General features: G+C 43.1%; 8 protein-coding genes. 4 read left to right on the top strand and 4 right to left on the bottom strand.

Going from position 1 to position 15,359, the window contains the following annotated elements:
• Positions 1-369: 369 nt before the first annotated feature.
• Both GVO62_RS05430 and ffh read right to left on the bottom strand, forming a co-directional pair.
• Complete coding sequence (locus GVO62_RS05430) at positions 370-2,445, bottom strand: YncE family protein (RefSeq protein WP_159118070.1); 2,076 nt, start codon at positions 2,443-2,445, stop codon at positions 370-372.
• A gap of 189 nt (positions 2,446-2,634) precedes the next feature.
• On the bottom strand, positions 2,635-4,074 hold the full coding sequence (ffh, locus tag GVO62_RS05435; protein WP_159118071.1) for a signal recognition particle protein: 1,440 nt from the start codon (positions 4,072-4,074) through the stop codon (positions 2,635-2,637).
• Between the two features lie 234 nt (positions 4,075-4,308).
• On the opposite strand from ffh, the gene GVO62_RS05440 reads away from it, so the two are divergent.
• Together GVO62_RS05440 and GVO62_RS05445 are read left to right on the top strand one after the other, a co-directional pair.
• A complete protein-coding gene (locus tag GVO62_RS05440) occupies positions 4,309-5,100 on the top strand; it encodes a cytochrome C assembly family protein (protein WP_159118072.1) in 792 nt (263 codons plus the stop codon).
• 173 nt (positions 5,101-5,273) lie between these two features.
• Positions 5,274-6,569: an HlyC/CorC family transporter gene (locus tag GVO62_RS05445; protein WP_159118073.1), complete on the top strand. Its 1,296-nt coding sequence runs from the start codon at positions 5,274-5,276 to the stop codon at positions 6,567-6,569.
• Between the two features lie 18 nt (positions 6,570-6,587).
• On the opposite strand, the gene GVO62_RS05450 is transcribed toward GVO62_RS05445, so the two are convergent.
• Together GVO62_RS05450 and sixA are read right to left on the bottom strand one after the other, a co-directional pair.
• Entirely contained in the window at positions 6,588-6,782 is a 195-nt protein-coding gene (locus GVO62_RS05450; RefSeq protein ID WP_159118074.1) for a hypothetical protein, read from the bottom strand.
• A gap of 147 nt (positions 6,783-6,929) precedes the next feature.
• Positions 6,930-7,445 carry a phosphohistidine phosphatase SixA gene (gene sixA, locus GVO62_RS05455; RefSeq protein WP_236547078.1) on the bottom strand — a complete coding sequence of 172 codons (516 nt, stop codon included), beginning with the start codon at positions 7,443-7,445 and terminating at the stop codon, positions 6,930-6,932.
• A 171-nt stretch (positions 7,446-7,616) separates the two neighbouring features.
• On the opposite strand from sixA, the gene GVO62_RS05460 reads away from it, so the two are divergent.
• Entirely contained in the window at positions 7,617-10,364 is a 2,748-nt protein-coding gene (locus GVO62_RS05460; RefSeq protein ID WP_159118075.1) for an insulinase family protein, read from the top strand.
• A 228-nt stretch (positions 10,365-10,592) separates the two neighbouring features.
• Positions 10,593-15,149 carry an EAL domain-containing protein gene (locus GVO62_RS05465; RefSeq protein WP_159118076.1) on the top strand — a complete coding sequence of 1,519 codons (4,557 nt, stop codon included), beginning with the start codon at positions 10,593-10,595 and terminating at the stop codon, positions 15,147-15,149.
• Positions 15,150-15,359 lie beyond the last annotated feature (210 nt).

Raw genomic sequence — 15,359 nt, forward strand, 5'->3', positions numbered from 1 at the left:
CTTGCACGCTCTCAATTGAGTAACGTTACATTTCAAACTTATGGGGCGTTTACCGCTATGCCGCGGAAAGAGATAAATTACGCCAGCAAGAGAAGCGGGTAAAGTTTGCAGATTTTGTTATGAGAAACAGTACGCTTAAGTTTTGCACTAAGAGGGATCTAAAACCGACTTTACTGGCTTTAAGAAGGTTACTATACAACCTAAGAGTGATAGTTATGTAGTAGTTACATAGCTAAATAAAAATGGCGGTACGCCATGTTAAATGTACGTACCGCCATGCTTAATGTGACAAATTGCTGTCAACTTGCCAATGTAAGAGAGCCATTAAACCAGCCCCTTTACGATTTACTTTTTATTTCACCGGCAATCTTACTTCACTGAAAGCACGCTAACCGACTCGGGCGCTGGATACATCATGCTAAAAGTCGGTGCAATATCACCCGATGCTGAGTTTAGAATGTTATCAAAGCGAAGGATCATACCGTTTGATTTTTCAGCAACATAGACGTGACCGTTGCTTAACATTAAGTCCACTGGATTACCCAACATTGAATTCGGACCAGCTATATTCACCGATACGTCAGTTAAGCCATCCGCACGACCTGCGCCAGATATAACATAAAGCTTACCGTCAGTGGCGTCGGCAGCACTACCCACATCAGAGATTACAAGGCTGTCGCTTTGACTATCATAGTCAATACCGTGAATGTTAGTTGGAGCAGCAAAAGCTGCACCGCCACTTGCAGGCACAATGAGTCTATCTTCGCCAGTTATTACGGTTTCACCACTCTCCATTCTTCTAACAACTTCCTCAAATACCGCAACCGAACCATTTGTTAATGCGAGATACGCGCTGTCAGTAGCCGGGTCATAATCCACATCCCAAGGACGAGCCCCATTCGCGGCTTCAAGGGTTAATAGCGGCGCCACGTTGCCAGAAGCACACGGTGAAAAGACGCGCACAGCTGGTGTGGTTTCATTAACATCAGCGACAAATACCACACCTGCATCTGAGGCAATATCTAGCCCTTTAGGTGCAATCAGACCGGTTTCACTGCCTGCGATCATATGGTCGAAACTATCGCTATACTCCATGCCGTCTCGCATGGTTTTAAGACGGTTAACTATAAGCAGACCACCTGTTAATGTATCTACGTTATCATAGGTAATAACACCATCGCCATTTGCCGTAAAGGCAGCACTTTCAATACTCATACCCGCATCAAAGGTACTTAACTCACTAGATAGCACTGCGCTATATTGTGCGACCTGTCCTGTCGTTGCGCTCTCACTCGACGGATTGCTAGATACAGACAGTCCCATGATCGGCATGGTAGTTATGCCATCGTCTGACGCGTCTTCCATCGCTTCTCGTTCTTTAAATTCGGCTATCGACTCTGGTTTTACAGACGGCGTAGATAACGTAGGTTCAATGTCGCCGCTCTCGCCATTGAAAATATTTGAGAAAACCAAAATGGCATCATTTGATTTTTCCGCCACACGAAGATCAGATCCTGTAAGAATAATATCTACCGGGTTACCAAGCTGAGTCGACGCTCCGCCAATCACTCTCGTTGGTACCACTGCCCCATCTGCAGAAGAAACATTGTCCAACACAAAAATTTGACCATCATCTGCAACTGCAGCATCACCTACATCAGACAACACCATGCGATTAGACATAGGCTCGTAAGCAATACCGTGCAGATTTATAGATATTTGATTGCCGTCTGCATCAGAAGGCACCACTGAGCGCATGACCGTAGGCGCAAAACCCGAGCCAGCGACATTGTCATATACTGCTAATGTACCATCAGTCAGTGCTACAAATAATCTGTCGTTTTGCTCATCATAGGCCAGGTCCCATGGTTTTGCGGATACCATTATCTCAGCAACAGGTGCTACGTCTCCCGCTGCCTGACCACCAAAAACACTGACCTTTTGGCCGTTGAAATCGGCAACCATCACTAAGCCAGCATCTTCAGCAAAAGTGATACCTTTGGGGTTAACTAAGCCTGTTGAAGTACCGGTTATTTCCTTACCAGTACTCATCATATAATTCGTCTGAGTATCAAAATTACACAGCGTTCTTAATAAAGGTAAATCACTGTCACCAGCTTGAACCAACGCGCCGCCTTCAGTAAACACAATACCTTCATTTGCACCAGTTATTACGGTACTGAGTGAATTGGCATTTTGATCGACGACTGACACCGTGTTGCGGTTGGCATCGCCATTGTTGGCAACCAAAAAGGTGCTAGCTGCGAAACCCGGAGCGCCATCTTGACCTGGTACGCCGTCTTGACCGGGTGAGCCATCTACACCATCTGCGCCATTTAAACCGTCAGCGCCGTCATCACCATCACAGGCACTAAGTGCAAAAACCATAGCGGTAGCTAATAGCGATAATTTTAATTTTTGTTGTGATGTTTTATTAAGTTCCATCATCATCTCCATACTTGTTGTTTAGCGAAGAGACGTTGCTTATCGGCAGCGGGTGCAATAGATAGTGCTCACGTCCTGTTCAGTAAGCCAAACGAGCCAACAGAGAAACTGGATGCAAAAAAATAAAAAAACCTCAATGCATTGCTGCAGTTGAGGTTTTTAAACATCTTAAAATGACGAGGGAGCCCTTTACCGTGGCGGGAAGCCACCGCCACCGCCGAAGCCGCCACCGCCGAATCCACCTGGTCCTCCAGGGCCGCCAGGACCACCAAAACCGCCACCGCCTGGGGGCATCATGCCTTTCATCTGGCGCATCATTTTCTTCATACCGCCGCCAGACATTTTTTTCATCATCTTTTGCATTTGAGTAAACTGCTTAAGTAAGCGGTTCACATCTTGAATTTGGGTGCCAGAGCCAGCGGCTATACGACGCTTGCGAGAACCTTTGATAATTTCGGGACGTGCTCGCTCAGCAGGTGTCATTGAGTTAATGATGGCTTCCATTTGATTGAACTGCTTGTCATTTGCCTGATCTTTTATCTTGTCAGACATACCGCCCATGCCGGGTAGCTTATCAAGCATCCCCATCATGCCGCCCATGTTTTTCATTTGCTCAAGCTGATCTTTAAAGTCTTGAAGGTCAAAACCTTTACCTTTTTGTACCTTCTTGGCCAGCTTTTCGGCTTTAGACTTATCGACTTTACGCTCAACCTCTTCGATAAGGCTAAGTACATCACCCATGCCCAAGATACGAGATGCGATGCGCTCAGGGTGGAACGGCTCTAACGCATCGACCTTTTCACCCATACCGATAAACTTGATGGGTTTACCCGTAATATGACGAACTGATAATGCTGCACCACCTCGTGCGTCACCATCTGCTTTAGTAAGGATTACACCGGTAAGCGGAAGTGCATCATTAAAGGCTTTTGCCGTATTTGCAGCATCTTGACCTGTCATGGCATCAACCACAAACAAGGTTTCAATTGGCTTAACCGCAGCGTGAAGCTCTTTAATCTCGTCCATCATATCGTTGTCAACATGCAGACGACCTGCGGTATCTACAAGCAATACATCAAAGAAGTTCTTCTTTGCTTCGCTTATCGCGTCATTAACAATATCAATGGGCTTTTGCAAAATGGTTGACGGGTGAAAAGCTACGTTCACTTCACTTGCAAGCGTTTCTAACTGCTTGATAGCGGCCGGACGATATATATCGGCGCTCACCACCATAACTTTCTTTTTCTCGCGCTCAGTCAAGTACTTGGCAAGTTTACCTACAGAGGTAGTCTTACCCGCCCCTTGCAAGCCGGCCATAAGCACAACGGCAGGAGGTTGCGTGGCAAGGTTAAGCTTTTCGTTAGCTTCCCCCATCACTGACTCTAGTTCAGATTGAACTATCTTGATAAACACCTGGCCGGGCTTTAAGCTTTTGGTAACTTCGGTACCAACAGCACGCTCTTTTACTTGAGCAACAAACGCTTTCACCACGGGGAGCGCGACGTCGGCTTCAAGCAGTGCCATACGCACTTCACGCAGCGTTTCTTTAATATTGTCTTCTGTTAGACGCCCCTTACCACTGACATTTCGTAATGTCTGGCCTAAGCGTTCTGATAAATTCTCAAACATAGTATGAAACTTCTTTTTATTTCAGACGTAATGCCCACATTGTATCGTAAAAGGGAATATGAACGTACCCACAATTGTGGTTAAATTTTCAAACATTTGTATCGATTGTATACTCTCGGACAAAGTGGGTGTGAAATAAACAAAATCAAGGAGATGGTTGAATTTACTTGCAAGTTGCAGTATCAATACCGACTCAGTCGGTGAACTCGTCACCCACGCATTACAGGAAGCACCATGAACACCCTTTTCGCCATATCCGCTGCTCTACTTTATGCTCTCGCCGCTGCAGTGCTTATTGGCAAGTTTGTCCATCAAGATGGCCCTAACAAACGACTTGGATTGTCACTCGCGAGCGTAGGCGCAATCGCACATATTGCGTTTCTGATTAACGTTATCATTGTTGCTCCCGGACAGGACATGAGTGTTACCAATGTACTGTCGTTGGTTTCGTGGATCATTACTGTATCTATGCTGTTTTTTGCTCGAGCTATTCCTAATTTGATTTTGCTTCCCGTTGTTTTTGGTTTTGCGAGCCTTACTGTATTAGCGTCAAAGTTTATTCCAGTATCCTACATTATGCATATAGAGCTACAGCCAGGCCTGGTCATCCACATCAGCTTATCTCTGTTCGCTTATTGCACCTTGGTTATCGCATTTCTTTATGCTCTACAAATGTCCTACATAACCTATCGGTTAAAGCAAAAAGGCGCGGCACTGCTTCATTCTTCGCTTCCTCCATTGATGCTAGTGGAAAACATTCTATTTAAGCTTTTATTAGCGGGCACATCTCTTTTAACGGTTTCCCTTATTAGTGGTTTTGTTTTTTTAGATGACATGTTTAACAAAACCTACGCCCACAAGACCGTTTTATCGGGAGCGGCACTTGTGGTTTTTCTTATACTCTTAATAGGTCAGAAAGTACGGGGATGGCGTGGACGCCAGGTTATCGTTATGACCGTAGTTGGGGTTTCTCTTTTATCGCTCGCTTACTTTGGCAGTAAACTGGTCCGCGAGTTTCTTCTGTAAATACATACGCTTTATATGCATTTCAACCAGTCCACCGCTAATTAAATTTGTAAATTGCTAGCGCCGATGCCTTTTGTTTTCTGCACATTTAAGGAAATATCAACAATTTCCCCTTGAAACCAAGGCATCAAATCAATACATTTGAACCCTAAGATTAGACAGGAACCCATTAATTGGACGACATATCAACGAGTACGCTGTTTATCGCGCTCGGCGTACTCATATTATTATCTGCGTATTTTTCTAGTTCAGAAACTGGCATGATGTCGATAAATCGCTATCGGCTCAAGCACTTGCAAGGCGAAGGTAATCGCTCTGCGATACGAGTTGCGAAGCTTCTCGACCGACCAGACCGCTTAATAGGTCTTATCCTTATCGGTAATAACTTAGTTAACATTGCTGCATCTTCACTGGCAACAATCCTATGTATCCGACTATTTGGTGATTATTGGGGCTTATTTGCAGCCACGTTTGGATTAACCTTGGTTCTGCTCATTTTTGCGGAAGTGACGCCTAAAACACTGGCGGCGCTTTACCCAGAGAAAGTGGCCTTCCCCAGCTCTATTATCCTGCTCCCTCTGCTAAAACTGCTATACCCCTTCGTCGCCGCAATCAATGGAATTACCAACGGTATTCTTGCGCTTCTACGGATTAGCCCTGCAAGTGGTAGCGATGACTCGCTTAGCAGAGAAGAATTAAGAACCGTGGTTTTCGAAGCGGGTGCAATGATACCCAAGCGACACCAAGATATGCTGGTTAGTATCCTTGACCTAGAGAGCGTTACCGCTGAAGACATTATGGTGCCGCGAGCAGAAATTTTTGCCATAGATATTAATGATGACTGGAAAAAAATCCAAAAAGCGTTAACCCATGCGCAGCACACTCGCGTTCTGTTATACCGCGATAGTGTTGACGATGCGGTGGGCTTTGTTCATGTGCGAGACGCACTGCGCTTGTTATCGAAAGATCAGTTCACCAAATCAAGTTTGCTTCGTGCGGTTCGTGAAATTTATTTCACACCTGAATCGACGCCGCTTCATACGTTGATGTATAAGTTTCAGGCAGAAAAAGAGCGCATCGCTCTTGTCGTCGATGAGTACGGCGATATTATGGGGCTGGTTACGTTAGAAGATATTCTGGAAGAAATCATCGGTGACTTTACAACGAGTATGGTTCCCGACCACAGTAAAGAAGCTAATTTGCAGCAAGATGGCTCCGTTTTAGTAGATGGAAGTGCTAACGTTCGTGAGTTGAACCGAGAGATGAACTGGAATTTACCCACTGAAGGTCCTAAAACATTGAATGGACTATTACTCGAATATCTTGAGGATATTCCTGAAAACAAGGTGAGTGTAAGATTGGCTGGCTATCCGTTGGAAATTGTAGACATATCAGAGAGCATGATAAAAACGGTTAGGGTTATGCCGGAATATTACATTGCGCCCAAAGAATCTGGTAATGACCACTAGCGCATTTCACTAAGGTCACTACCTTTTTGCTTCCTCAGCTAGGCGCTGCGCTCGGTTTGCCAGTGCCCTAGCTTTCGCTTCAGCAACTTTATCTGATAGCACAGATAATTTGGCAATAATATCCTGCGTCTCCTCATCTTCACGTAAATCCGCCTCCGCCATATGCGACTGCAATGAACGCTTAAGGAGCTCAGGAATAGATTTGCTGTCCATTTCCCAACCCTTCAATAGAATAAACTTTGACACTCTCAAAGATACTATCGACCGGTTGAAAAGAACCTTAACTATTATTTGAGCAATTCCTCTCATTTAACATGAAGGCTAGCAAATATAGATTATACCAATCCGCATAGATAAGTATTATAAGCCCTGATAATGGGTGACCAAGGTGCCTTTATGTTCACGCAGCGAGTATTTTATTACGGCAATTGAAGCTGTAGAGAATAGGCTGGTCGTGTAAGAATCGCAAAGCTCGTCAACTAAATAGCTCACTAAAGGCATATGACTTACCACCAACAGCTTTTTAATGGGCTTTTTCGAGTTAACTGCAGCGTGCAGAAGTGCGTCAATGTAATCACTGACGAGTCGAGGAGAACCGTCTGGAACAATGTCCTCATTGCTTTCTACTTTGTCTGCAATGATATCTAACGATACCATATCGTGTGTTTGTTTAGCCCTGCGATATGGGCTAACAAGCGCAAGGTCTACAACACCTTTTTCACAATATTGATCTCTTAGCCATAAAGCTGCTGATTTCGCCTGCTCTCTCCCTAAAGGAGTAAGCTGCCTACTTTTATCATCGAGTCTGGGTGCTTCCGCTTCACCGTGACGCATAATGAAAAGATAAATGTCGTCGTTGCTACTTTGACCTGACATAACATTGCGCATAGTATTAATGAAAGTATGCGTAAGATATCAGAGACCTGATAGGACGCCTAGCGCTAAACGGCGAATAGTGAGAATATTCGTACATTATTTAACGTTTTTTAAAGTTCTACTTAACAGATGCTCCAGCAGTGAGGTGCTCTTGACTAATAACGAGACAATGTGAATAACATCATAAACTTAGAGAACGCACATCACTTTACCTTGCCCAATGGATTGGGTGTTATGTTATGCCATACGCCAGAAGCGAATGAATCGTTTATATCTATGGCTGTCAGAGCTGGGCATTTTTACGACCCCGACGACTGTCAGGGCTTAGCTCATCTTCTTGAACACATGCTGTTTATGGGTAGTCGTCACCTACCCAAGCCAAACGCCATCAACGGCTTTGTTGAGCAACACGGAGGGACAATAAATGCGTGGACTGGCACGGAATACGCTAATTACCACTACAGCTGCAGCGGCGACGCAATAGCGCAAACACTGCCCGCCTTTGCAGACATGCTTAAACAGCCGTTGTTTGAAGAAGACGCGCTTACCAATGAAATTAAGAATATTCACGCTGAGTTTGAGTTTAAAAAGAAAGATGATTTACGTCGGCTCTACCAGATACATAAAGAAACCTGCAACCCTGAACACCCTTTTGCTAAGTTTTCAGTAGGAAACAGCGATACGTTTTCTAAGCATGACTGCGCCGAATTAAAACGACGCTTAAAAGCGCTTCATCAAACATTATACTGTGCTCGAAATATGCGACTTTGTGTGGCAAGCCCAATGCCCATTCCTCAGCTTGAAGCACTTATATCACAATGCTTTGGTTCGTTAATCCAAGGTGAGTTAGCTAACGATCGCTGGCCACCACTTTACACAGAAAACGAATTGGGCATTCAAATAAACATCAACCCGTTACAATCAGCCAGAAGGATGATTGTAACGTTTGCACTCCCTGCTCTGCAAAACGACTACGTCACTAAACCCCTTAATTATATAAGCCATCTCATTGGTGATGAAGGCGAAGGCAGCTTACTGGCCTATTTAAAAGAGCAAGATTGGGCGTTAAACCTTATCGCTGGCTCTGGGATTGAAGGTGATAGCTTCAAAGATTTCAATGTTAGCTTTCAGCTCACCCAAGAAGGCCTTGAAAACAAGGCATTGGTGTTAGAAGCGCTGTTCAGCTACATAGACTTAATAAAGAAAGCGGCATCAGAAGAGTGGCGTTTTCATGAGAAATCGCAGTTGAACGCCCTCGCTCTGGAATATGAGGAAAATGTAAAACCACTCGGGCTGGTTATCGAATATGCACAGCATCAATTTATTTTTGATCAGCACGAACTCAATCTACTTCGCTCTACCATTGGAAGCTATGACGAGGGTATTTTAGAAAACGCGTTATCTTATTTTACGCCCGACAATATTCGCCTTAAGATAATTGCTAAAAGTGTCAAAACTACCAAAACCTGTGCATTTTACGAGGCCGAATATGGGATAGAGCAAATTGACCAGAATTTGCTGCGCTCCCTCGCCTCTCCAAAGCCGAATCCAGCGCTTGCCCTTCCTCCGCCGAACCCTTATTTAGCTAGCGAATATAAACTGATATTACCCGAGTTTGGCTTTAACATTCCAAATAAACTATTAGACGATGGTGACTACCGCTTCTGGTTTGCACAAGACCAGCAATTCCATAGTCCTAAAGGCGATATCTATGTCTCGTTTGACACAAGCTACTTTTCAGATTCGTTGCTATCAGTGGCGGCAAAACGCATTTGGCTAGGCGCCTTGAATGACCATCTTCAAGCAAAATACTATCGTGCGGAAATCGCAGGGCTACACTATCGAATTTATGGGCATCAAGCTGGCTTTACATTGCACACTCGTGGCTTTACTCATCAACAAACGCTGCTGGCAAGCCAACTGCTCGATGCGGTTGTGAATTTTATTCCCGATGAAAAAGCGTTTGAACACCATAAAGCTCTGCAAATCCAAAGCTTACATAATTCTTTGCTCAATAAGCCAACCAACCGTTTATTTTCTCGCTTAAGTGTACTGATTCAGAGAAATACGCAGGCGCCCGTTGAGTTATTAGACGTCATTGATGATATTTCATATGAGCAGATGCTTAGTTGTCGAGCTAAGGCTTTCAAGCAATATTTTATCGAGGCGTTCATGCATGGAAACTGGACAAGTGACGAAGCAAAACACTTTTCTTCGAGTCTGCGGGAGCGGTGTTCTGAGAGAGGCGGTGCCCCACTCTCCCGTGCAGTATCTAAACTGCCGGTGGGCGGCGCCCTCTACCATGAGGTAGTTTGTAATCACGATGACTCTGCCGTGGTGCTCTACTTACAAGCACCATCTCCCGGCTTAACCGACACGGCACTGTGTATGGTGCTAGAGCAGATGTTGGCAGCGCCTTTCTTTAACGCCTTGAGAACTGAGAAGCAGTTAGGGTATATCGTTGGTACCGGTTATGTTCCACATAATCAGCACCCAGGAATGGCGTTTTATATTCAAAGCCCACAGTGTGAACCCAAAGTTCTGTTAGAGGCTATGACCACCTTTCTGTTCCAGCAGTTAAATGAAATTGAATTCTATCGCTTTTACTGGCCCACAATTCAGCAGAACCTCATTAAGCAATTGGAAGAAAGAGATCTTACTCTGTCAATGAAGTCGCAACGTTTGTGGGTGAGTTTAGGAACGCAGGACTTAGGCTTCAACCGCAACACCAAACTTGCCGAACGGGTAAAAGAACTCAGTTTTGAAGAAATACAAGAATTTGCTCAGCAACTAGCCAAAAGAGAACGATGTGGCGAGCTTGTGCTGTTCTCGCGAGGAAGGTTCGACGCGTTACCTACAAATGAAAAACGAACAATCAACAGTATTTCTCAATTTAAACAAGAAATTCCTTATTATTGAATAGTCAATTTTTTGCAGCTATCTGTCGAGAACTGCACGGAAATTAAGACTTAATCGATTCATTTCTTCAAGTTGCTCAATAAGTAATCCACCGCCATGGTTATTTCCAAAAAGTCCTTGTAGCGACCACGTTAATTCGGCATATTTATTATTCTGGTTGTTAGGGATGCTGCCAGGATAAAAATAATAAATAATAAATAATAAATGGCGTATGCCAAAGGTGTGTAGGTGCGCTCAACCCTAATATATTCAATAGTGCTTTTGATGTTGGCTTTGCCCGGAATATTCATTCCCAGTGCGAAGGCGATAGAAGTTTCTGATCTTCATTTTACAGAATTAAATAAAAAACATGGCTTGTCTGACACCGCTGTTTTAGACATTGTAGAAGATGATATGGGCTTTATTTGGCTAGCCACGTCAAATGGCCTCAATCGTTATTCAGGTTACGATGTAAAGCAGTATCACCCTTCTGATGTCGACCCAAACTCCCTGCCTTCAGGTTATATTCAAACGCTATTTGTCGATTCAAAGGGCAAATTGTGGGTTGGAACTCACTCAGGTTTAGCGCTTTATGAGCCAGAGACAGACAGTTTTAAAGTCTTCAATAAAGATAACTCGGTTATAAAAACAGATCTTATCACTGCCATTTCAGAATCAAAAAATGGCGATTTATTATTTGCAGATAAAAAGTTTCTTTATCGCTATTCGAAACAGACCTCACAGATAAGCGTTCTCACTCAAGTTTTTAAAGAAGAAAGCTTTATAAAAGTGATATTTGAAGAGGCCAATCGTATATGGGTCGGGTCAAACAAATTTGGCGCTAAATTAATCGATACTGAAACATTTGAGGTTCACGATACAAGCAAAGTTAATCCTTGGAGTATTTCACTTGATATCCGTGCACTCCACGATATCACCGTGATTAACGGCAACTATTGGTTAGCGACAAATGAAGGTCTCATCGTTTTGGCCTCAAATGGACGAATGTTGAAACAAATTAACGGGCAAGCTCTAGGAGTTAATGAAGATATAAATTCGTTTTCAATAAAGGTTGTCGATGAGGATATTTGGGTTGGCACGTACATTGGTTTATTTCTACTATCTGATTCGGCATCAAAAGAGATAACGCAATCTTTCGAACCAGAGTTTTTACACTTAAACTCTGATACTTATAACTCTACTGGTCTTCCTCCAGAAATTATTATGAAAGTAATCGAAGACAGAACTGGAGTTGTATGGGCTGCAACTTTTCATCGCGGAGCATTCAAATACCATCCCGAATTTGCAACAGTTCACTTTCAACCTGTTTATAACTCAGAAAAACATACTGAAGATAACTACACAACTATATGGGGCTTTGCTGAAAACAGCTCCAAAGAGCTTTTCCTCATTTCTCAGCAAAAAGGTTTGGGAAAAATTTCAAAAAAGTCTGGCAGTGTATCTTTTTTCGACCTCTCCACGAGCATTAATGAAGCTAGTTCGTTTTGGGACGTAGAGATTGATCAGAACGACAACATTTGGGTCGCTTCCTCCAATGGATTACTTGTATTCAAAAGAACAAACAATGGATTGATGTTGTTACAGCAATATTTTGAAGGTTCTTTCATAGATCATATATTTAAAAGTGAGGATGCGATATGGTTCCAATTACCGAATGGTGAAATTCACTCGATTAAATTTGATAACGTTACCAATGAGCCAAATAAAACAACTTCAGCGCACAAAAATATACCTACCGAATATGGCAAAATGTTCGCTACTTATTCCGATAGTGATGGAAGAATTTGGTTTCGACTAGAAGACAAATTAGTTGTTTATTCTGTCAAAGAGCAGCGAATCGTTAATGTTTTGGGACCCAAAAATGGAATTAATTCCCTTGTCTACGGCATCCACGAAACCAATGACGGTTTGTGGCTAACCACTCGTTCAGACGGTGTATTACAGCTCGATAAACAAAGTCTAGTTTTACTAAACAAACAAAAAAGAGATAATCAAAGTGGTTTTATAACGTCGACTACAGCTGTAGGAAATAGTATTTGGTTTTCTGATGCCAGAGGTGTGCACAAGCTACTTCTTCCCTCTCTGAGAGAGGCAGAGAGTATACCAAATGACCAGTTAGAATTTAATTCTTTGGGTGAAGGAGCGGTTATCTCTACACGCGAGGGGATTATATACTTTGGGGGAAACAAGGGCTTTATCAGAATTTCAAAAACCTCCAAAGCAAGTAATGAGGAAATAGAACAAACTCTTTCACCTCAGTTGTATCACATAAATATTTTTGGCTCGATAGCTAAATCCAAAAAGAACCTGCATTACGGTGATGAGCCACCTCGCTCAAATTCTTCAAAACAAATATTAACTTATAACGACAACTTTACATTAAAACATGCTGAAACGAGGTTTAGCATTTCATTTGGTCTAGTAAATCCCGTGTATCCAAATCAAGTTACTTATCGTTACAAACTTTCTAATTTTGAAAATGATTGGATATATGTTGATAACGAACGGAACGCCCAATTCAATAATATTTCCTTCGGTAATTATACGTTTTCGGTACAGGCCAAAGAACCAGGAAAATCTTGGTCTGAAAGTAGAGACTTACAGATAACAATTGAGCGCCCCCCTTGGCTTCACACCGTGGCACTCGTTTTCTACTGCTTAATAGCCTTCGCTACTTTTGCTTTTATTATTCGTCAATACCAAATTAGAAAAGCCAATCAACTTGCCATCAAAGAGTCTGAAGAGCGCTTAAAGCTGACCCTGTGGAGCTCGGGCGATGAACTTTGGGACTGGGACGTATATCGAGGTCAAGTATACCGTGCTAATACATGGGGCACCTTAGATTTTCCTCAAGATGATATACGCACTACCGGGGCCTATGACGCTAACATTCATCCTAACGACATTAACCGGGTAAAAAGCGCATTGAGAGCGCATCTAGAAGGTAACAGCGATTTTTATGAACTCGCCTATCGCGCAAAAACTTTCAAAAATCAATGGATTTGGATATTAGACCGCGGAAAAGTGGTAGAGCGTGATCACAACGAGCAGCCTGTTCGGATGACCGGAACACTCAAAAATATCCATCACCTTAAAGAAGCGGAAGAACAACTTAACTTGTTTAAACGCTCTATTGAAAACATCTCTGAAGGTGTATTTATCACTAATACACAGTTTAAGTTTATTAGCGTAAATAATGCTTATTGTAGCTATACCGGTGAAACCCGTGAGCAAGCGCTCGCTAGCTATATGCACTTTCACTTATACCCCGATGCGTTTACAGAAGAGATCAAAAAAACACTTAAAGCTAAAGGTAACTGGTCAGGTGAGGTAGAAAGCGTTCGGGTCACCGGCGAGCGCTATGAAATGGAGCTTAATATTGACGCCGTTCATGACGAAGACGGCAAAATAAGCCATTTTGTGGGTGTATTTAGCGATATCACATCGCGCAAAAACACTGAAAAAGAGCTGTTAAAGCTTGCCAATGTCGACCCGCTTACAGAGCTGCCTAACCGCTCTTTCTTCCAGGCGAGTCATCAAAACCTAGTGCGAAAAGCTGCGCAACATAGTTTGCTGTGCCTAGACATGGATAACTTTAAAAAGATCAATGATTCCCTAGGTCATCAAACGGGCGATATTTTAATAAAGCAGATTGCAAAGCGATTGCAGAGAATTACTGGTAAAAATGCGACTTGCTATCGATTAGGGGGGGATGAATTCAGTATTTTAATGGAAGATAATGCCGATATTCATACGGTTACCCACTTTGCGCAAAGCTTGCTTGATACCTTGTCCCGCCCTTTTATTATCAACAAACAAGAGTTTGTCTTGGGCGCGAGTATTGGTATTGCCTTTTATCCTGATGACGGCGAGTCGCCACAAGAAATGCTAAAAAATGCAGATACTGCTATGTATTTTGCCAAGAATAATGGCGGCAACAGCTACCAGTTTTTCAGTGGTGAAATGAATCAAAATGCCGTTAGGCAACTGCAAATTGAAAACCTTATTCGCCAAGGGATTAAAGACGACCTGTTCACTGTGTATTACCAGCCCAAAGTGGATATTGCATCTGGCAAATTAGTTAGCATGGAAGCGTTGGTACGATTTGAACATCCGCAAAAAGGTATTGTTAGTCCGGGGCAATTTATTCCACTGGCCGAGCAAACAGGTCAGATTATTGAAATTGGTGAGCAGGTGCTGCGTAAAGCCTGCGCCGATACTAAACGCTGGGTTAATCAGGGTTTATTTAGCGGCCGTGTGGCCGTTAATATATCGGCCAAACAGTTCGAGTTGCCAGACCTAGACGACAGAATAAATAAAATTTTAAGCGATGTGGGCCTATCACCTTTGCACCTAGAGTGCGAGATTACAGAAGGCACGCTGATGGAAAGCCCTGAAAATGGCCTTCAAATGATGACTCGCCTGCGGGAAAGAGGCATTCATTTGGCCTTAGATGATTTTGGTACCGGTTACTCATCATTAGCGTATTTAAAGCGATTCCCTCTCAATACCTTGAAAATTGATAAAGCGTTTATTGATGATATTGCGAAGAGCAATGTAGACCGTCACATGGCCGCTGCTATTATCAATATTGCACATAATTTAGGCTTGAAGGTGGTTGCGGAAGGTGTTGAGGAAGAAGCGCAACTCGATATTCTACGTCGATATGATTGTGAAATGCTGCAAGGTTTCTTATATAGCCGTCCGTTAAACGCTGAGCGCTTTGAAAAACTGCTAACAGAAAATCAAAAGCTCCACACGCTTTTGAACAATACCCAGTACTAACGATACCCGTTGTTCTATAGGCCCTCTGTTCAAGGGGGCGTCAAATTTCCTTTTTCAACTACGTTTTTTGCAGCAAGAGGCAAAAAACCTCCTCTAAATCCTTCGTATATTAGACTTTAGTGCCATATTTATGGCGCTGGCGACTTTAACAACGCATCCCTATTGATTCAAAAAACATAAAACACTGATTTATATGCGTTATTCTGCAAA

Origin of the sequence: Alteromonas sp. KUL150 (assembly GCF_009811475.1) — a bacterium.
In the GTDB taxonomy this organism is placed as follows: Bacteria; Pseudomonadota; Gammaproteobacteria; order Enterobacterales; family Alteromonadaceae; genus Alteromonas; species Alteromonas gracilis.

What these genes read in the sequence shown, in the direction of transcription:
- GVO62_RS05450 (WP_159118074.1), bottom strand. Translation starts at nt 6,782, where the DNA reads ATGGACAGCAAATCTATTCCTGAGCTCCTTAAGCGTTCATTGCAGTCG.
- GVO62_RS05440 (WP_159118072.1), top strand. Translation starts at nt 4,309, where the DNA reads ATGAACACCCTTTTCGCCATATCCGCTGCTCTACTTTATGCTCTCGCC.
- ffh (WP_159118071.1), bottom strand. Translation starts at nt 4,074, where the DNA reads ATGTTTGAGAATTTATCAGAACGCTTAGGCCAGACATTACGAAATGTC.
- sixA (WP_236547078.1), bottom strand. Translation starts at nt 7,445, where the DNA reads ATGTCAGGTCAAAGTAGCAACGACGACATTTATCTTTTCATTATGCGT.
- GVO62_RS05430 (WP_159118070.1), bottom strand. Translation starts at nt 2,445, where the DNA reads ATGGAACTTAATAAAACATCACAACAAAAATTAAAATTATCGCTATTA.